This window comes from Arenimonas aestuarii (assembly GCF_054781715.1).
The window spans coordinates 25,610-44,449 of the sequence record NZ_BAAGTW010000004.1; the positions used below are offsets into that span (position 1 = coordinate 25,610).

General features: G+C 68.4%; 17 protein-coding genes and 1 pseudogene. 6 read left to right on the top strand and 12 right to left on the bottom strand.

The genetic code is table 11. From position 1 onward, the window contains the following. Positions 1–121 precede the first annotated feature (121 nt). Positions 122–580: pseudogene (locus tag ACYVJH_RS00930) on the bottom strand (cell wall hydrolase); the annotation flags it as partial. Positions 581–889: 309 nt separating this feature from the next. After that, positions 890–2,917, bottom strand: a complete 2,028-nt coding sequence (locus ACYVJH_RS00935; RefSeq protein WP_460452790.1) for an oxidoreductase — start codon at positions 2,915–2,917, stop codon at positions 890–892. Between the two features lie 151 nt (positions 2,918–3,068). Between ACYVJH_RS00935 and ACYVJH_RS00940 the strand changes: the two genes are divergently transcribed. The 3 genes from ACYVJH_RS00940 to ACYVJH_RS00950 all read left to right on the top strand — a co-directional run bounded on the left by ACYVJH_RS00940 (position 3,069) and on the right by ACYVJH_RS00950 (position 6,354). Continuing rightward, positions 3,069–4,517, top strand: a complete 1,449-nt coding sequence (locus ACYVJH_RS00940; RefSeq protein WP_460452791.1) for a bifunctional 2-methylcitrate dehydratase/aconitate hydratase — start codon at positions 3,069–3,071, stop codon at positions 4,515–4,517. A 151-nt stretch (positions 4,518–4,668) separates the two neighbouring features. After that, the gene (locus ACYVJH_RS00945) at positions 4,669–5,739 is read left to right on the top strand and encodes an OmpA family protein (RefSeq protein WP_460452792.1); all 1,071 of its coding nucleotides are present in this window, start codon (positions 4,669–4,671) and stop codon (positions 5,737–5,739) included. 141 nt (positions 5,740–5,880) lie between these two features. Beyond that, the gene (locus ACYVJH_RS00950) at positions 5,881–6,354 is read left to right on the top strand and encodes a hypothetical protein (RefSeq protein WP_460452793.1); all 474 of its coding nucleotides are present in this window, start codon (positions 5,881–5,883) and stop codon (positions 6,352–6,354) included. A 7-nt stretch (positions 6,355–6,361) separates the two neighbouring features. On the opposite strand, the gene ACYVJH_RS00955 is transcribed toward ACYVJH_RS00950, so the two are convergent. Genes ACYVJH_RS00955 through ACYVJH_RS00985 form a run of 7 tightly spaced genes read right to left on the bottom strand, consistent with a single transcriptional unit; the run spans position 6,362 to position 12,985 of the window. Then, positions 6,362–7,393, bottom strand: a complete 1,032-nt coding sequence (locus tag ACYVJH_RS00955; RefSeq protein WP_460452794.1) for an SAM-dependent methyltransferase — start codon at positions 7,391–7,393, stop codon at positions 6,362–6,364. Between the two features lie 3 nt (positions 7,394–7,396). After that, positions 7,397–8,194 (bottom strand): DUF1295 domain-containing protein, encoded by a 798-nt coding sequence (locus tag ACYVJH_RS00960; protein WP_460452795.1) that lies wholly within the window; start codon positions 8,192–8,194, stop codon positions 7,397–7,399. Then, positions 8,191–8,742, bottom strand: coding sequence for a DUF2878 domain-containing protein (locus tag ACYVJH_RS00965; protein WP_460452796.1), 552 nt, complete (start codon positions 8,740–8,742; stop codon positions 8,191–8,193). The genes ACYVJH_RS00960 and ACYVJH_RS00965 overlap by 4 nt, the downstream gene beginning before the upstream one ends. Position 8,743: 1 nt before the next feature. Continuing rightward, positions 8,744–10,021: a class I SAM-dependent methyltransferase gene (locus ACYVJH_RS00970; protein WP_460452797.1), complete on the bottom strand. Its 1,278-nt coding sequence runs from the start codon at positions 10,019–10,021 to the stop codon at positions 8,744–8,746. After that, positions 10,021–10,791 carry a DUF1365 domain-containing protein gene (locus tag ACYVJH_RS00975; RefSeq protein WP_460452798.1) on the bottom strand — a complete coding sequence of 257 codons (771 nt, stop codon included), beginning with the start codon at positions 10,789–10,791 and terminating at the stop codon, positions 10,021–10,023. Before ACYVJH_RS00975 ends, ACYVJH_RS00970 begins: the two co-directional genes overlap by 1 nt. Beyond that, positions 10,782–12,026 (bottom strand): NAD(P)/FAD-dependent oxidoreductase, encoded by a 1,245-nt coding sequence (locus ACYVJH_RS00980; protein WP_460452799.1) that lies wholly within the window; start codon positions 12,024–12,026, stop codon positions 10,782–10,784. The genes ACYVJH_RS00975 and ACYVJH_RS00980 overlap by 10 nt, the downstream gene beginning before the upstream one ends. Next, positions 12,023–12,985, bottom strand: coding sequence for an acyl-CoA desaturase (locus ACYVJH_RS00985; RefSeq protein ID WP_460452800.1), 963 nt, complete (start codon positions 12,983–12,985; stop codon positions 12,023–12,025). Before ACYVJH_RS00985 ends, ACYVJH_RS00980 begins: the two co-directional genes overlap by 4 nt. An 89-nt stretch (positions 12,986–13,074) precedes the next feature. Here ACYVJH_RS00985 and ACYVJH_RS00990 point away from each other — a divergent pair, with 89 nt between their 5' ends. Together ACYVJH_RS00990 and ACYVJH_RS00995 are read left to right on the top strand one after the other, a co-directional pair. Beyond that, positions 13,075–13,833 carry a pseudouridine synthase gene (locus ACYVJH_RS00990; protein ID WP_460452801.1) on the top strand — a complete coding sequence of 253 codons (759 nt, stop codon included), beginning with the start codon at positions 13,075–13,077 and terminating at the stop codon, positions 13,831–13,833. Positions 13,834–13,835: 2 nt separating this feature from the next. Then, complete coding sequence (locus ACYVJH_RS00995) at positions 13,836–14,357, top strand: GNAT family N-acetyltransferase (protein ID WP_460452802.1); 522 nt, start codon at positions 13,836–13,838, stop codon at positions 14,355–14,357. On the opposite strand, the gene kbl is transcribed toward ACYVJH_RS00995, so the two are convergent. Next, the gene (gene kbl, locus ACYVJH_RS01000; protein WP_460452803.1) at positions 14,347–15,546 is read right to left on the bottom strand and encodes a glycine C-acetyltransferase; all 1,200 of its coding nucleotides are present in this window, start codon (positions 15,544–15,546) and stop codon (positions 14,347–14,349) included. The two genes, ACYVJH_RS00995 and kbl, sit on opposite strands and share 11 nt — an antisense overlap. 113 nt (positions 15,547–15,659) lie before the next feature. Here kbl and ACYVJH_RS01005 point away from each other — a divergent pair, with 113 nt between their 5' ends. Further along, the gene (locus ACYVJH_RS01005; RefSeq protein ID WP_460452804.1) at positions 15,660–16,388 is read left to right on the top strand and encodes a TorF family putative porin; all 729 of its coding nucleotides are present in this window, start codon (positions 15,660–15,662) and stop codon (positions 16,386–16,388) included. A 64-nt stretch (positions 16,389–16,452) separates the two neighbouring features. Here the strand turns inward: ACYVJH_RS01005 and tdh are convergent, their stop codons facing one another. Next, positions 16,453–17,490, bottom strand: a complete 1,038-nt coding sequence (tdh, locus tag ACYVJH_RS01010; RefSeq protein WP_460452805.1) for an L-threonine 3-dehydrogenase — start codon at positions 17,488–17,490, stop codon at positions 16,453–16,455. 101 nt (positions 17,491–17,591) lie between these two features. Beyond that, complete coding sequence (locus tag ACYVJH_RS01015) at positions 17,592–18,737, bottom strand: autotransporter outer membrane beta-barrel domain-containing protein (RefSeq protein ID WP_460452806.1); 1,146 nt, start codon at positions 18,735–18,737, stop codon at positions 17,592–17,594. Positions 18,738–18,840 lie beyond the last annotated feature (103 nt).

Sequence of the window (18,840 nt, forward strand, 5' to 3'; positions counted from 1 at the left end):
CCGCCGAAAAAAAAGGCCGCGCAGCGATGCGCGGCCTTTCTTTTTCCGGCGAGGGGCGCGGTCAGGGCGCCATGCGCTGGGTCGCGGCGGGCAGGGCGGCCACGGTCAGGGTCGGCACCGGCGCGGCCTTGGGCGGCGTCAGGCGCTGGACGCGGAAAAAGGTGTGGTCGCCGATGGTCGCGACCTGGGGGTAGGTCGCCCAGTTCGGATTGGCCAGGGCCAGGGCCGCGAAGTGGCTGGCGCCCGGCACGACCTCCTTGCGTTCGCCCGGCGGCAGGCTCCAATCGGCCTGGGCCTGGAAGGCCACCTGCACGGCCCGTTCCCAGGCCTTGATGTTCTTCATGCGCAGGCCGGGGTTCACGATGGTCGGGGCGAACTGCTTGCGGGCGGTGACCACCTCGCAGACCGACTCGCCCCACTGGCCCGAGTCGCGGCGGCGCAGGGCCACCTCGGCCACGGCGCGCTGGCCCAGGGCCGACTGGTCGCGGGCTTCCAGGTAGACGGTGGTCGCCAGGCAGAGGGGGTCGGCGGCGGGCTGGGGCAGTATCGATGCCAGCCAAAGGACGAAAGACAGCTTCATGGCGGAACTCCTTGCTCCGTTGCGCCGCACTTTCCCGACCGCCAGAAGGCGGTTCCCGCTAGGGACCAACGGATTGGGAATTGAAGTGCGGCCTGGCGTTTTGGGGATGGACGAGCGGGGCTCGCACTCCGGGGTCGCTGGCGTCAGGTGAGCGACCCGCCGGAATCCCCTGGGAGCCATGCGCTCCGGGGCCGATTTATCGACACGGCCCGGGGCCGGGGTCGATTCCAGCCGCGGATACTACGCGATAGTTCCGAACCTTGCCTGAACGGCAAGAGCCAAGCCTTTGATTCTTATTGGAGTAATTGCTCAGAGCGCAGCGGCGAGGCGGCTTCCCTGGTCAATGGCGCGCTTGGCGTCGAGCTCGGCGGCCACGTCGGCACCGCCAATCAGGTGCGGGGCCAGGCCGGCGCCACGGAGCCCGTCGACCAGTTCCCGCAGGGGTTCCTGGCCCGCGCAGACGACCACGTGGTCCACCTCGAGCAGGCGCTCCTGGCCGTCCACCCGCACTTTCAGGCCGGCATCGTCCACGCCCAGGTACTCCACGCCCCCCAGGGCCTGCACGCCCTTGGCCTTCAGGGCCGCCCGGTGGATCCAGCCGGTGGTCTTGCCCAGGCGGGCGCCGGGTTTGCCGGGGCTGCGCTGGAGCAGCCAGAGCTCGCGGGCGGGCGCTTCGGGCTTGGGCTTGGCAAGCCCGCCGGGTCCCTCGAAGTCGGGTGCCACGCCCCATTCGGCCATCCACAGGGCCGGATCGAGGCTGGGCGAGGTGCCCTCGTGCACCAGGAATTCCGCCACGTCGAAACCAATGCCGCCGGCGCCGATGATCGCCACCCGGCGGCCGGGCACGACCCGGCCCTGCAGCACGTCCAGGTAGGACAGCACCTTGGGGTGGTTGGCGCCGGGAAAGGCGACCTTGCGCGGGCGGATGCCGGTGGCCAGCACGACCTCGTCGAAACCGCCCGCGGCCAGGCCGGCGGCATCCACCCGCTGGCCCAGGCGCAGGTCGACCCCGGTCAGCGCCAGCTGGCGGCCGAAGTAGCGCAGGGTTTCGTGGAATTCTTCCTTGCCCGGGATCTTCTTGGCCAGGTTGAACTGGCCGCCGATCTCGGCCGCCGAGTCAAACAGCGTCACCTGGTGGCCCCGGCCCGCGGCCACGCTGGCGCAGGCCAGGCCGGCCGGTCCGGCGCCGACCACGGCCACGCGCTTGGGGGCCGGGGTGGGCGTGTAATTGAGCTCGGTCTCGGCGCAGGCGCGCGGGTTGACCAGGCAGCTGGCCTTCTTGCCGACGAACACGTGGTCCAGGCAGGCCTGGTTGCAGGCGATGCAGGTATTGATCTCGTCCCGGCGGCCTTCGCGGGCCTTGCGGGCCCAGGCCGGGTCCGCCAGCAGCGGCCGCGCCATGGACACCATGTCGGCCTGGCCGCCGGCGAGGATGGCTTCGGCCTCGTCGGGCATGTTGATGCGGTTGGTGGCGACCAGCGGCAGCCCGACGTGGGGCTTGAGCTTGGCGGTGACGCCGGCGAAAGCCGCGCGGGGCACCGAGGTGGCGATGGTCGGTACCCGCGCCTCGTGCCAGCCGATGCCGGTGTTGATGATGGTGGCGCCGGCGGCCTCGATGGCCTTGGCCTGCAGCACGATCTCCTCCCAGTCCGAGCCGTTTTCCACCAGCTCGAGCATGGACAGGCGGTAGATAAGGATGAAGTCCGGCCCCACGGCCTCGCGGATGCGGCGCACGATCTCGACCGCGAAACGCATGCGGTTCGCGGGGCTGCCACCCCAGGCGTCCTTGCGCCGGTTGGTGCGGGCGCTGAGGAACTGGTTGATCAGATAGCCTTCCGAGCCCATCACCTCGACGCCGTCGTAGCCGGCTTCGCGGGCCAGCTTCGCGGTGGTGACGAAGGCCTTTATCTGGCGCTCGACACCCCAGGCGGTGAGTGCGCGCGGGGTCAGCGGGCTGATCGGCGCCTTAACCTTGGAGGCCGACACCAGCAGCGGATGCGCGGCATAGCGCCCGGCGTGCAGGATCTGCATGCAGATGCGGCCACCGGCTTCGTGCACGGCCCGGGTGACGATGCGGTGCTTGTGGATTTCCCAGGGCCAGCTGAGCTTTCCGGCAAAGGGCTTGAGCCAGCCGACCAGGTTGGGCGAGATGCCGCCGGTGACCAGCAGCCCGACGCCGCCTTCCGCGCGCTCGCGGAAATACGCCGCCAGCTTCGGGAAATCGCGCGCGTGGTCTTCCAGGCCGGTGTGCATCGATCCCATCAGGATGCGGTTTGGCAGGGTGCAAAAGCCCAGGTCGAGGGGCTGGAAAAGGTTGGGGTAGGGCTGGCTGGACATGGCGGGCGGCGTAGGATGGCTCCGGGCACCTTGCCCGGAACGGCGGGCCCGGACAAGACACCAGCGTATGGCGCGGCCGCGTAGGGCCCCGACATGCGTTCATGCTTCTGGCACCATAGCTTTTGCCCACGCACGCACGGACCGCCCGCCCATGAGCAACCCAGACATCCGTTCCGCCAAGCGCCCCGAGCCCGACCCGTCGATGGTCGACATCGCCAACTACGTCACCGACTACTACATCGGCTCGTCGGAGGCCTACACCACGGCGCGCTACATGCTGTTCGACTCGCTGGCCTGCGCGATGCTGGCCATGCGCCACCCGGAGTGCGTCAAGCATCTCGGGCCGCTGGTGCCGGGTGGGTCGCTGCCGGGCGGCGCGCGGGTCCCGGGCACCCACCATGAGCTCGACCCGGCGCAGGCGGCCTACAACATCGGCGTGCAGGTGCGCTGGCTGGATTTCAACGACACCTGGCTGGCCGCCGAATGGGGGCACCCGTCCGACAACCTGGGCGCCATCCTGGCGGTGGGCGACTACCTGAGCCGCAAGGCCGAGCGCGAGAACCGCAAGCCCGTCACGGTGCGCGACATCCTCACCTGGGCGATCAAGGCGCACGAGATCCAGGGCTGCTACGCGCTCAAGAACAGCTTCAACCGGGTCGGCCTGGACCACGTGATCCTGGTCCGCCTGGCCTCGACCGCCATCGCGACCCACATGATGGGCGGCGGCAAGGAGGAGATCATCAACGCGGTCAGCCACAGCTGGGCCGACGGCGGTGCCCTGCGCGCCTACCGCCACGCGCCCAACGCCGGCCCGCGCAAGAGCTGGGCCGCCGGCGACGCCTGCCGCCGCGCCGTCATCCATGCCCTGAACGCCATGAAGGGCTGCGTGGGCTATCCGAGCGTGGTCAGCGCCAAGACCTGGGGCTTCGCGGACGCGGCCTTCCGGGGCAAGGAGTTCGAGTTCGAGCGGCCGTTCGGCAGCTACGTGATGGAGAACATCCTGTTCAAGATCAGCTTTCCGGCCGAATTCCACGCCCAGACCGCGGTCGAATGCGCCCTCGAGCTGCATCCCAAGGTGGCCGGCAAGCTCGACCAGATCGAGCGCATCGCCATCCATACCCAGGAGGCGGGCATGCGGATCATCGACAAGACCGGCCCGCTGGACAACTACGCCGACCGGGACCACTGCCTGCAGTACATGGTGGCGGTGCCCCTGGTCTTCGGCCGCCTGACCGCCGACGATTATTCCGACGCCGTCGCCGCCGACCCCCGGATCGATGCCCTGCGCGACAAGATGGAGGTGCGCGAAAATCCCGATTTCACCCGGGATTACTTCGATCCCGAGAAGCGCTACATCGGCAATTCAGTTGAGGTTTACTTCAAGGACGGGACCTCGACGGGCAAGGTTTCCATCGATACCCCCCTGGGTCATCGCGACCGCCGGGGTGAGGGCATACCCGCCCTGCTGGCCAAGTTCGAGGCCGCCATGGCGGGCCAGCTCCCGGCCAAGCGGGTCCAGCAGCTGCTGGAGCTCACCGGGGACACCTCGCGTTTCGAGGCCACCCCGATCCACCGGTTCATGGACCTTTTCACTCCCTAGAGAAACTTCCCTTGCCTTGCGCCGGACCCTTTGTTAGATTCCCGTTAACATTCCGGTCGTTAAGGTCTGTCCCACTCAAGCGGCAAAGCATCGACCCCCTTGGTCCGCACCGTTCGAGCTGTTTCCCCTAAGTTAAAGATTGGAGCAAATCATGAAGAAGAAACTCCTGTGCTGTGCCCTCCTGGGCGCCATGGCGACTGCGACGTCCGCGATGGCTCAGGACTTCGATAATCGCTGGTATGTCTCCGGTGGCCTCGGTTTCAATTTCCAGGATGAAGATCGTGGTACCGAGGACGTTGCTTTCGGCACCCTCGGTATCGGTAAGTTCCTGACCCCGAACTGGTCGCTCGACGTCGAAGCCAACTACCAGAACCCGCAGCTCGAAGGTTCGCAGCTGCTGTTCAGCCAGTACGGCCTGTCGGTCGATACGCGCTACCACTTCCTGCGCGAAGGCAGCAACTGGTGGCCGTACATCCGCATGGGTCTTGGCTACCAGCGCGCCGAGGAAGAGTTCGACAACTTCCCGAACCCGAATTCCCCGGGCCAGCGTGAGGACTCCTTCCTCGCCGCCAACCTGGGCGTCGGTCTGCAGGCTGACTACGACCGCTACGCGCTCCGTGGCGAGCTGGGCACCCGCGTTTCGTTCGACGACACCTCGGTCGTGGCCCCGACCTCGAATTCGTTCGGCGACATCCTGGCCTCGGTGACCCTGCTGGTGAAGCTGGGCGACCTGCCGGCCCCGGTTGTGCCGGAAGAGCCGATGGTCCAGACCACCTGCGCCGACCTCGATGACGACGGCGACGGCGTCAACAACTGCGACGACAAGTGCCCGGGTTCGGTTGCCGGCCAGGCCATCGGTCCGGACGGTTGCCCGGTCCCGCTGACCATCGACCTGAAGGGCGTGAACTTCGACTTCGACAAGGCCACCCTGCGTCCCGACGCGGTCGTGATCCTCGACGAGGCCATCGCGATCCTGAAGAAGTACCCGCAGCTGAAGGTTGAGGTTGCCGGTCACACCGACTCCATCGGTACCGAGCAGTACAACCAGGGTCTGTCGGAGCGTCGCGCCAAGACCGTTTACGACTACCTGATCAACGCCGGCATCGGCGCTGACCGCATGGCGGGTCCGAACGGCTACGGCGAGAGCCGCCCGATCGACACCAACGACACCGCGGAAGGCCGTGCGCGCAACCGCCGCACCGAGCTGAACGTGCAGAACTGATTCATCGGTTCCACGGTGTTACCCGAAGCCCGGCCTTGTGCCGGGCTTCGCTTTTTGGCCGTTCCGTTCAGCAAATTGCGTTGCGCATGCCGGTCGCGAGGCCTAAGCTCTGCGAATTCCCGCACGCCCCCACGGTGAACAATGAAACGCACCCTGTTTTCGCTGATGCTGTCCGTCCCGATGCTTGCAACGGCCGTCGAGCCGACCCAGCCCGCCGAAACAGGCCTGGCTGCGGCGCCCGACTGTGTTCCCGCCACGCCCGCTGCGACGACGGTCGACACCGGCACGAGCGCCCAGGGCGCGATGTCCGGCCAGGACCTTCCCGCGACCCTGCCATGCGTGGACACCACGGCCAGCACGCCGCCGGCCGAACCCGCCTACGTGCCCAAGACCGCGCACGATAATTCGCCCTACCGGTTCGACATGAACCAGAACGGCAAGCGGATGACCGCCGACGAGTTCGACGCCTGGATGCAGGCCAAGGGAATTCGTGTCGCCACCGGCGCCCCCGGCACCACCAGCGGCCATCGTTCCGCCACCCAGGGCACCTCGGCTGCGAATCCGGTGACGCCGGCGCCCGACACCCGTCCCACGCCGCCGGCGCGCGACGACTAAGCGGCCGTCAGGCCTTGCGGAACCGGTAGTGCGCCACCAGCCACTGCCGCCCGTCCTCGTAGCCGAACAGCTCGGCGCAGGCCATCCAGAACATGCGCCAGCGCTGTGACCAGCGCTCGGCGTCTTGTTCGCCGTAGGTGCCGGCAAGGACTTCCAGCACCGCCTGCTGGTTGCGATCCTGGTTCTCAAGCCAATGGTTGGCGGTGCGCTGGTAATGCGTGCCCGGCAGCAGCCAGCGGTCCTCGATGGCAAGATCCTGCTGGAAGTGCAGCAGCGTGTCCGCCGACGGCATCAGCCCGCCGGTGAAGAAATACTTGCCCATCCAGTTGTCCTCACCGTCGGTGAGGAACGGGTACATCAGGTGCCGGTGCGCGAAGATGTGCACGAACAGCTTGCCGCCCGGCTTGAGCCAGCCGGCGATGTTCGCCAGCAGGTGCCGGTAGTTGCGCATGTGCTCGAACATCTCGATCGAGACCACGCGATCGTAGGTTGTTTCCGGCAGCTCCAGCTGCACGACGTCGCGGGTGAGGATCTCGACGTTGCCCAGTCCGCGTGCCGCCGCCTGCGCCAGGATGTGCTCACGCTGGCTGCCCGAGTTGGACACGCCGGTGATGCGTGCGTTCGGGTAGCGGGCGGCCATCCACAGCGTCAACGAACCCCAGCCGCAGCCCAGTTCCAGGATCTGCTGGCCGTCGGCCAGTTCGGCGCGTTCACCGTACAGGGCCAGCATCGCTTCCTCGGCCTCGTCCAGGCTTTCCTGGCCGGTCGGGTAGTAGGCGCTGGAGTATTTCAGGCGAGTGCCCAGGCATAGCTCGAAGAAGCGCGCCGGAACCTCGTAGTGCTGTTCGTTGGCAGCGGCGGTCTCGATCGCGATCGGGCTGCGACGCAGTTCGTCGAGCAGCTCGCGGAAACGCGCGTCGGCGCGGGCCAGGTCGTGCGCGCCTTCCTCGCGCAGGCGCTGGGCGCACAGGCGGCGGATACCGAGGCGGGTCAGGGCGTCGGGCACCAGCCCCCGCTCGCAAAGGTCGATCAGGGACATCGTTTACTCCGGGGAAGGGGAAGGCTTACGCGGCGGCCAGGGGAAGAATGCGCTGACCTCGCGCTGGTAGCGGCGGTAGTCCTCGCCGCGGCTGCGTTCGGCCTGTGCCTCGGTCCAGGGGATGCCGCTGACGCGGTAAAGGAAGGCGAACATCAGCACCGGGCCGAGCAGGCTCAGCCAGAACAGGCCGCCGCCGACCGCCAGGCAAACGTAGGCGAACCAGTGCAGCCATTCGAAGAAATAATTGGGGTGGCGCGACCAGCCCCAGAGACCGGCGCGACAGGTCTTGCCGGCATTGGCTTCATCGGCGCGGAACTTCGCCAGCTGGCGGTCGGCGATCGATTCCCCGGCCATTGCGCCCAGCCACACCAGGATCGCCAATACGGTCCAGCCGGTGAGGTGGAAGGCGCCGTTGTCGGCGGCCGCCACGAAAGGCAGGGCGAACAGGGCCACCACCACCGCCTGCATCTGGAAAAAGCCGAAGAACTTCGCCGGGCTGCCGTCCCAGGCCGCGCGCAGCGCGCGGTAACGGCCGTCTTCTTCTTCGTTGAGCACGCGGTGCAGCAGGTGCAGGCATAGCCGCGCGCCCCAGACGCTACCGAACATCGCCACCAGGCCCCGGCTCATCGGCGAACCTTCGCCGACCACGCCGATGAACAGCGCCGCCAGCGCCATCAGGCCGGCCCAGCCCACGTCCACGTAGCCCACGTTGCGCACGCGCATCGAAAAAGCCCACAGCGCGACCATCGCCAGCGCCGAGCCCAGCCAGACCACGCCGATGCTCAGCCAGGGATTGATCATGCCGCCGCCCGTTTGACGGCGGCGCCGGCAGCCAGGTGCTTGTCGATGGCGAACAGCAGCGGCAGCACGGCCGCCCAGCCCAGGGCCAGCGCGGTCAGCACCCAGGCCACGGGGGCACCGAAGCTGACCGCCTCGAAGGCGCCGGCGGCGGTCCAGTAGGCCAGCGGGCCACCGACCAGGCCCAGCGCCGCCGCCGCCAGCGGCCACTGGCGCAGTCGCGCCATCGAATGATTGAGCGTCAGGGCGAAACCTACCCACAGCGAGGCGATCCAGGCCGGCGCCACGCCCGACCAGGGCCAGGCTTCCGCATACACCAGCCAACCCGAGGAGGCGAAGGCGCTGTCGAGCGCGATGCCCAGGGGCAGGGCCACGGCAAGCAGGCGCAGGTCGTCGCGAGCGCGACCGCCCCAGGCCAGCACGGCGGCGGCGAAGGCCAGGGCGGCCAGCGGGCCTGCCCAGGCCAGGCCGGCGCCGGCACCGGCCACGCTGGCCAGCCAGACCGCCTGGAAGCCGACCACGTTGCCGAGGGTGAGCCAGGCTGCTTTCACGTCAGGCCACCTCGGGCGCAGGCAGGTACTGCGGGCGCCGGTTGCCCGGCCGCGCCAGCAGCAGGTGCACGTCCCCGATGGAGCGCTCCAGGAAGCCGCCCTCGCAGTAACACAGGTAGAACTCCCACATGCGGATGAAACGCTCGTCGTAGCCCTGGTGGCGGACCTCGTCGAGCCGGTCCATGAAACGCTGGCGCCAATGGCGCAGGGTCAGTGCATAGCTGGGACCGATGTCCTCCAGGTTCACCAGGCGCAGGTCGCTGGCCCGGGCCGCGGCGCCGGTGAGCGCGCTGACGCAGGGAATGAAGCTGCCCGGAAAGATGAAGCGCTTGATGAAGTCGACCGAACCCAGCGCCTGCTGGTAGCGGTGGTCCTCGATGGTGATCGCCTGGATGAGGGCCAGGCCCTCGGGCTTGAGCAGCGAGGCGCACTTGGCCAGGTAGGTGTCGAGGTACTGGTGGCCGATGGCCTCGACCATTTCGATCGACACCAGCTTGTCGAACTCACCCTGCAGGTCGCGGTAGTCCTCGAGCAGCACCGTCACCCGGTCCGAAAGGCCGGCGGCGGCAACGCGCTCGGTCGCGAGCGCGTGCTGCTCCCGGGAAATGGTGGTCGTGGTCACCCGGCACCCGAACCGCGAGGCCGCGTGCACCGCCAGGCCGCCCCAGCCGGTGCCGATCTCGACCAGGTGGTCGCCGGGCTGCAGATCGAGCTTGCGGCAGATACGCTCGAGCTTTCGCCACTGGGCCAGTTCGAGGCTGTCGCTCTCGTCGGCGAAGATCGCCGACGAATACATCATCGATTCGTCCAGGAACAACTCGAACAGCTCGTTGCCCAGGTCGTAGTGCGCGGCGATATTGCGCCGGCTGCCGGCGCGGGTGTTGCGTCGAAGGGCGTGCCAGCCGCGCAGCAGCCAGCCGCCGAACCGGGCCAGGCCGGTTTCCATGGCATCCAGGCGGTCGCGGTTGACCACCAGCAGCCGCACCAGCGCCACCAGGTCGTCACAGCGCCACAGCCCGTCCATGTAGGCCTCGCCGACGCCCACCGAGCCCTGAGAGGCGGCAGCGCGGTAGAAACCCGGGTCCAGCACCTCGATGCGGACGTCCAGGCCACCGGGCTCGCCCAGTTCGACCGTGCCAAGGGCATCCACGAGCTCGACCCGGCCTCCGGCCAGGCCATCAAGCGTGGCCAGCAGGCGTTGGCGCAGCAGGCGGTCGAGCGCGCCGAAGCGGGCTGCGCTTTGGGCGGGACTGGCCAGGCTGTCGGCGGTTGAACTCATCAGGGGCTCCGGGGCTGGGTATCGGGGTGCGGTTGGAAGGGCACGCGCTTGAACCACAGGCGCGCGGCCTGCCAGTAGATCGCCGCGCCCACCTTCGCGGTAAGCAAGGGATACCGCGCCAGGCATGAAGCCAGCGTGTTTCCGTTGAGCGGCCGGCGCTCGAGCACCAGGGTGGCGTCGAACTCGCGCTCATCGCCCAGCATGACGTCCATGTGCACGCGCAGGGCGTCCCCGGGCGGCTGGACCACCCAGCGGTAGCGCCGGTTCATGGGCATGAATGGCGAGACGTGGAACACCTTGTCGAAGTCCCAGTGCAACACCCCGCCGTGGTCCTGGGCGTGCGCGACGTCCAGCAGGTAGGCATGGCGCTGGTTCCAGGGGGTGTTGGTGATTTCCGCCAGCACCCAGTCCAGGGTTTCGCCGTCGTCGGCGAAGCCGTAGTAGAAGCTCACCGGGTTCATCGTCTTGCCGAAGTAGCGGGCATGCGTGAGCAGCCGGATCGGCCCGGTCGGCCGGGTTCCGCGCGCCGCCTGCACGTGGTCGCGCACGGCGGTGTCGATGGGCAGCGCCGGGTCGCCGAAATAGTCGCGCCGGCGCAGTTGGGCCAGGTTGGGGCGGTCCACCGACCACAGCCAGCGGCCGGCGAAGACCTGGTCGAGTTCGGCCAGGTCCAGGTAGAGCTGGAACATGCGGTAGCGGAAGGCGTGCCCGATCGGCGCATGCCGGCGATGCCGGACCCAGCCCTCGTAGATGGCGGATTTCAGGCCCATGCCACGCCCAGCGCGCGGGCGACCTCGACGCCGCTGCGCAGGCCGTCCTCGTGGAAGCCGAAGCCCCAGTAGGCACCTGCGAACCAGGTCCGGTTGTTGCCGTTGATCTCGCCGCGGCGGCCCTGGGCGGCGACGCTGGCATGGGTATAGACCGGATGCTGGTACTGCATGCGGGCCAGCACCTTGCCGGGGTCGATCGCCTGGCCGCGACCGAGGGTGACGACGAAGGGATCGGGGCTGTCGAGCGACTGCAGGTGGTTCATGCAATAGCTGACCGTGCAAGGCGCATCCGGCGTCTTGGGCACATAGGCGTTCCACGCCGCCCAGGCCTTGCGCTGTCGCGGCAGCAGGCTGGCGTCGGTGTGCAGCACGGTTTCATTGGTCTGGTACTGGATTGCACCCAGGACCTCGCGTTCGGCCTGGCTCGGGTCGGCCAGCAGGGCCAGGGCCTGGTCACTATGGCAGGCCAGCAGCACCTGGTCGAAACGCTCGGTGCCGCGGTCGGTCGCGACCTCGACGCCCAGGGCGTCGCGGCGCACCTGCCGCACCGGGCTCGAAAGTCGCACCTGCACGGCCCAGTCCTTTTGCATCGCCTCGATGTAGCGCGACGAGCCACCGCACACCACGCGCCACATCGGCCGGTCACGGACCTGCAGCATGTGGTGGTTGTCCATGAACCGCACCAGGTACTTGGCCGGGAAGTCCAGGACGGTTTCGGACGGCGACGACCACAGCGCCGACGCCATCGGCACCAGGTGGTCGCGCACGAACAGCTCCGAATAGCGCCCATCGCGCAGGTAGTCGCCCAGCGTCGGACCCGGGCCCGCGTCGGCCAGCAGCGCCGGCGCTTCGCGGTAGAAGCGCGTGATCTCGCGCACCATGCGCCAGAACCGGGGCGAAACCAGGTTGCGACGCTGGCAGAACAGGCCATTGAGGTCGGTGGCGTTGTACTCCAGGCCGTTGCCGGCATCGTGCACGGAAAAGCTCATGGTGGTCGGCTGGCTGGGCACGCCCAGTTCGTCGAACAGCTTCGTCAGCAGCGGGTAGTTGCCCGGATTGAAGACGATGAAGCCGCTGTCGACGCGGTAGGCGCGGCCGTCCTGTTCCACCTGGTGCGTGTGGGTGTGGCCGCCAAGCCGCGATTCGCGTTCGAACAACACGACCTCGTGCTGGCGCGAAAGCAACCAGGCGGCGCCCAGGCCGGCGATGCCGCTGCCCACCACCGCGATCTTCATGCGGCCTCCCGGCGCACCCCGCGCAGCGCCGGCGGCACCGGCCGCAGGTCGCTGACCAGGCCCAGCCAGGCCATGGTGCGCAGGACCAGGTAGGTCAGGTCCAGTTCCCACCAGGCAAAACCCTGCCGGGCCGAGCCTGGGAAGTGGTGGTGGTTGTTGTGCCAGCCCTCGCCGAAGGTCAGCAGGGCCAGCAGGGCGTTGTTGCGGCTGTCGTCGCGGGTCGCGAACCGCCGGCTGCCCCAGCGGTGGGCCAGCGAATTGATGGTCACGGTGAGGTGGAACAGCACCACGGTCGAGACGAAAAAGCCCCAGACCAGAAGCTGCGGACCGTTCGTGCCCAGGCCCGGATAGGCGCCTTCGAGCCAGGACCCCAGGCCGAACAGGCCGGCCGCCAGCAGCACCGGCACCAGGATGTCGTAGCGGTCGAGCAGGCGCAGCTCCGGGAAGCGCGCCAGGTCACGCACGGCCTCGAGGTCGGTGCGGAACGAGCGCCGGGTCAGGAACCAGCCCATGTGGCTGTGCAGGAAGCCATGGCGCGGCGAATGCACGTCGTGCTCGGTGTCGGCGTGGCGATGGTGGTGCCGGTGGTGCGCCGCCCACCACAGCGGCCCGCGCTGAACCGACGCGGCGCCGACCAGGGCGAAGACGAACTGCACCGGCCGCGACGTGCGGAAGGCCTTGTGCGAAAAGTAGCGATGGTAGAACCCGGTGATCGCGAACATGCGCAGGGCATACAGCGCCAGCGCCGTCCACAGCGCGAACCAGGAAAAGCCCACCCAGAACACGCCGAGGCAGGCCAGGTGCAGGCCGACGAAGGGCAGCACCCTCAGCCAGTCGATGCGGTCGATGTCGCGGCCGTCGTCTGCCGGCGCGGCGCCGGTGTCGAACCAGAGGAACAGGGCACGCAGGGCGCGACGCCAGGCAGGGGTGGGGGTCGGGTCGGGAGCGGTATCAGGCATGGGCGAATGGTCATCTTCACGCGGTGATGGGCCGGTGAACCGGTGCGTCGGGCTGGCGCACCGGCAATCCCCTGCGCCATGCTTCGTGCATGCCCGGACCCACCAACAAGGCCCGATCCACCGCGCCACGCCATGGCGTGGCGCGGGTGCTGTCCAAGCTGGGCCTGTGTTCGCGCACCGAAGCCGCGCGTTGGGTCGTCGCCGGGCGCGTGGCGGTGAACGGGCGCCTGGTCCGTGATCCGGAGTTTCCGGTCGTGCAGGGGCGCGACGCGCTTGCACTGGACGGCGCGCCGCTCGAGGCCGCGGGGCGGGTCGTGGTTGCACTCAACAAACCGCGTGGCCTGGTCACCACGGCCAGCGACGAACGCGGCCGCGACACCGTGTACCGCTGCCTTGAAGGCAGTGGCCTGCCCTGGCTGGCACCGGTGGGGCGCCTGGACCAGGCCAGCGAAGGCCTGTTGCTGATGGCCAACGACCCGGCGTGGGCCGCCACCATCACCGACCCGGCTACCGGGCCCGACAAGACCTATCACGTGCAGGTGGATGCCGTGCCGGACGAAGCCCTGCTGGGTCGCCTGGTCGCCGGCACCGACTGCGAGGGCGAATGGCTGGCGGCGCGTTCCGCCAGCTTGCTGCGCAGCGGCGGCCGCACGGCCTGGCTGGAGATCAGGCTCGACGAAGGGCGCAACCGCCAGATCCGTCGCCTGCTGGCGTCGCAAGGCTTGGAAACCCGCCGTCTCGTGCGCGTGGCCATCGGCGGCCTGGCGCTGGGCGACCTGGCCAAAGGGGCTTGGCGCCGGCTGTCGGATGCGGAAATATCGTCCCTGGCCCCACCGGGCCGGAGCTGAGCATGTCCGCCACGATCACCATCCGCCGCGCCGAACCCGGCGACTTCGCCGCCGTGCAGGCCATATACGCCGCACCCAAGGCGCAGGCGGGCACCCTGCAGCTGCCGTTCCCGTCGCTCGACCTGTGGCGGCAGCGGCTGCAGGCGGTGGACCCCAACGCCCACCTGCTGCTGGCCTGCGCGGACGGCGAGGTGGTGGGCCAGCTGGGACTGTACGGGTCGACCAATCCGCGTCGCCGGCACGTGGGCGACCTGGGCATGGGCGTGCGCGACGACTGGCAGGGACGCGGCGTCGGCACCGCGCTGCTGGCCGCCGCCATCGACCTGGCCGACCGCTGGCTGCAGCTGCGCCGGCTGGAACTGCAGGTCTACGCCGACAACCGCCAGGGCATCGCGCTGTATGCGCGCCATGGTTTCGTCGAAGAAGGGCGCCACCGCGACTTTGCCTTCCGCGATGGCGCCTACGTCGATGCGCTCAGCCTGGCGCGGGTGCGCCCCGGCCAGGATCCCGCGATCAGTCCTTGATCACGCCCAGTTCGCGGCCGACCTTGGTGAAGGCCGCGATGGCCTGGTCGAGGTGCTCGCGGGTGTGCGCGGCGCTCATCTGCGTGCGGATGCGCGCCTGGCCCTTGGGCACGACCGGGAAGAAGAAGCCGATCACGTAGATGCCTTCCTCGAGCAGGCGGGCGGCGAACTTCTGCGCCAGCGGTGCGTCGTAGAGCATCACCGGCACGATCGGGTGTTCGCCGGGCTTGAGGTCGAAGCCGGCGGCGGTCATCTGCTCGCGGAAGTAAGCCGTGTTGGCCTTGAGCTGCTCGCGCAGTTCGCCCGCCGCGGCCAGCATGTCGAATACCTTCGTGCCCGCGGCCACCACGTGCGGCGGCAGCGAATTCGAGAACAGGTAGGGGCGCGAGCGCTGGCGCAGCATCTCGACCACCTCGGCGCGGCCGGTGGTGAAGCCGCCCAGCGCACCGCCCAAGGCCTTGCCCAGGGTGCCGGTGATGATGTCGATCTTCTCCAGCACGCCCTTGACCTCGGCGCTGCCGCGGCCGCCGTCGCCCAGGAAACCGGTGGCGTGGCATTCGTCGATATGCACCAGGGCGCCGTACTTTTCCGCCAGGGCGGTGATCTGGTCCAGCGGCGCGATGAAGCCGTCCATCGAGAACACGCCGTCGGTGGTGATCATGATCGTGCGCGCGCCGTCGGCCTTCGCCTGCTGCAGCTGCTTTTCCAGGTCGGCCATGTCGCAGTTGGCGTAGCGGTAGCGTTTGGCCTTGCACAGGCGCACGCCGTCGATGATCGAGGCGTGGTTGAGCGCGTCGGAAATGATCGCATCCTCTTCGCCCAGCAGCGGCTCGAACAGGCCGCCGTTGGCGTCGAAGCAGGCGGCATAGAGGATGCTGTCCTGCTTGCCGAAGAAGGCGGCGATCTTTGCCTCCAGTTCCTTGTGCAGGTCCTGGGTGCCGCAGATGAAGCGCACCGAGGCCATGCCGAAGCCGTGGCTGTCGAGCGCGTCCTTGGCTGCCTGGATGACCTCGGGGTTGTCGGCCAGGCCCAGGTAGTTGTTGGCGCAGAAATTGAGCACGTTCGAGCCGTCGGCCAGGGTGATCCGTGCCGACTGCGGGCCGGTGATCACCCGCTCGGACTTGAACAGCCCCTGGTCGCGGATGGCGGTCAGTTCAGAGGCGTAGCGGGCGAGGTCGGGGGAGGGCATGGGCAGGCTCGTGGACGGGCGGTGGGGCGGCATTATGCCAAGACCCGCTTGTTGCGCTGCAGCATGGATTATGATTTCGTGAAATTTGCCCCTCCCTCCCAGGAACTGCCCCGATGAAGACCCGGAAACTGCTGCCTTTCGCCCTGGCTGCCGCGCTGTTCGCCCTGCCGCTGGCCGCCACCGCCCAGGACGCCGAAGAGGCCGCCGACGAAGCCTCCATGTTCAGCTGGAATGCCGCCCTCGCCACCGACTACATGTTCCGCGGCGTCTCCCAGACCGACGACGAGGCCTCGCTGCAGCTGGGCGCCGACCTGGCCTTCGACAACGGCATCTACGTCGGTGTCTGGGGTTCGAACGTGGATTTCGGCACCGGCGGCCCGGACATCGAAATCGACACCTACATCGGCTGGAACGTCGACCTGTCCGATCGCTGGAACCTGGACCTGATGCTCAACCGCTACAACTACATCGGCGAGCAGGACGGCTACGGCAGCATCGACTACAACGAACTGATCGGTGTCCTGGCCCTGGACGAGACCTGGTCGTTCACCCTGGGCTACACCAATGACGTCTACGCGCTAGACGACGATGGTTTCTACTACGCCCTGGGCGGCAGTTTCGAGCTCGGCTATGACTGGGGCCTGGACATCACCTTCGGCCGCAGCACCTTCGGCAACAGCACCGGCATCGACGACTACAGTGATTTCTCGGTCGGCGTGAACCGCGACTTCGGTCCGGTCAACCTGGCCGTCGGTTATTACGGCACCGACGGATCGGGCGACGACAACTTCGGCGAGGCTGCCGACAACCGCTTCATGCTGACCCTGTCGATCGGCGGCTGAGCCCGCTTCCGGCAAGAAAAAGGGCGCCCCCGGGGCGCCCTTTTTCGTTTGCGTCGCGATGGCTTCAGCCCCAGCTGCAGACGACCTTGCCGCACTGTCCGCTTTCCATCAGTTCGAAGCCCTTCTGGAAATCGTCGATGTGGATCTGGTGCGTCAGCACCTTGCCCAGGGGGAAACCCGACTGGATCAGTTGGGTCATCTTGTACCAGGTCTCGTACATCTTCCGGCCGTAGATGCCGTGCAGCACCAGGCCCTTGAAGATGACCTTGTCCCAGTTGATGCCGGCGCCGTTGGGAAGGATGCCGAGCAGGGCGACCTTGCCGCCGTTGTACATGCAGTCGAGCATGTCGTTGAAGGCGTGCGGGTTGCCGCTCATCTCCAGCGCCACGTCGAAGCCCTCCATGTGCAGGTCCTTCATGACGTCCTTGAGCGACTGCTTGGAGACGTTGACCACGCGGGTGGCGCCCATGTCGGCGGCGAGCTTGAGGCGGTAGTCGTTGACGTCGGTGACCACCACGTTGCGCGCGCCGATGTGTTTGCAGATGCCCGCGGCGATGATGCCGATCGGGCCCGCGCCGGTGATCAGCACGTCCTCGCCGACCACGTCGAACTCCAGCGCGCAGTGCGCGGCGTTGCCGTAAGGGTCGAAGAACGCCGCCAGCTCCGACGGGATGCTGTCCGGGATCGGCCAGAGGTTGGACGAAGGCATGACGATGTATTCGGCGAAAGCGCCGTTGCGGTTCACGCCGATGCCGGTGGTGTTCGGGCAAAGGTGCTGGCGGCCTGCGCGGCAGTTGCGGCAGTGGCCGCAGACGATGTGGCCCTCGGCCGAGACGCGGTCGCCGAGCGCGTAACCGGTGACGCCCGGGCCCATCTCGACGATGCGGCCGACGAACTCGTGCCCGATGACCAGCCCGGGCTTGATCGTGCGCTGGCTCCACTCGTCCCACTTGTAGATGTGCAGGTCGGTGCCGCAGATGGCGGTCTTTTCCAGCTTCACCAGGACTTCGTTGGGGCCGGGCGAGGGCACGGGGACCTGTTCCATCCACATGCCTTTTTCGGGGTGGCGCTTTACCAGCGCCTTCATCATCTGCTGTGCCATGGTGTGTTCGGTCCGTCGGTCCGTGGGGCCCGTGCGGGGCCGTGAAGCCCGCAATTATACGCCGCCGGCGTTAACCGGCCGGCAAGGCCTACAGCCGGTGTTCAGGGCAGTTCGATCCGCCAGCCCAGGGCCAGCAGCTGTTCGTCCAGGAAGGCGTGGCCGAAGCGCGTGCGCCACTCGATGAAGGCCGAATGCCCGCCGGTGAACACGAACACGGCGCCCAGGCCGGCTTCGCCCCAGTTGCTGTCGGCGTCATCGGTGTCGAAGACCACCGGCGTGCCATTGGCGTCGGCGGCGAAGCTGACCGCCAGCGGCCGGGCACCATTTGCGAACTCGTGGCGCCAGCCCAGCCGTGCCTGCGGTTGCCAGATGCCCCAGGCAGCCGACACCGTCCGTGCCAGCCCGACGTCCAGGCGCCCCCGCCGGCTGTTGATCGTACGTCCGGGGACGGCCAGTGCCAGGCCGGCACCGCCGGATTCGGTGTAGGCGTCGATGCGCGTTCGTTGCCAGTCGAGGCCGCCCGACAGCTGCCATTCCCAGGCCTGCCGGGCATGGCTCCAGGTGGCGCCCAGGCCGGCCAGCGTGCGCGAGGCCGACGCATCGGCGGTGGCAAGCGCCTGCACTGAAACACCGCTGAGCAGGGTGTAGTCGATGGACCGGCGCAGGTCGTAGTCGCCGTCAAGACGGCCGGCATAGGCATCGATGGCCAGGCTGTCGCTGGCGGTCCAGCCTCCCAGCAGCATCGCACCGGTGTAGCGGGTGCGGGTGCGCCCGCCGGAGCCCAGGAAATCCAGGTCTTCGCGGGAGTGGTTGAGCAGCAGGCCAAACCGCCAGTCCGCGCGTGGTGCCCAGTCCAGCCCGGCGCCGAGCGACCAGGTGTCGCCGTCGAAAGGGGCTTCGTTGATGCCACCGCGGCGCTTGAGCCGTCCGGCATCGGCGCTGGCGAAAGCCGACCAGCCGGCGCCCAGCTCGGTACGCAGTTGATCCTGGTCGGGGGAACCGTCGCGGGTGGCGGCCCGGCCCTGGCCGGGGATTTCGCCCAGGAAATTGCCCGCCGCCGAACTGTCGCGACTGCCGGGCCCGCCGTTGGCGATCTCGGTGCAGCGCTGCGCCAGCTCGCTGCCGGGGGCGGCGCCCAGGCACAGGGTGGTCCAAAGATTGGCCAGGGCGTCGTCGGGTGCTTGCGCGCGCACCGGCAGAGCCATGGCCATGCCGCACAGCCCGAAGGCCAGCAACCAGGTGCGCATACGCATATCCAGCCCTCCCGTGTCCCCTGCCGAAAGTCTACGCCGCTGCTGGCTGTCGGCAAGCGCCGCCGCTGCTAGGCTTGGGGTTTCGCCCCACTGAGGT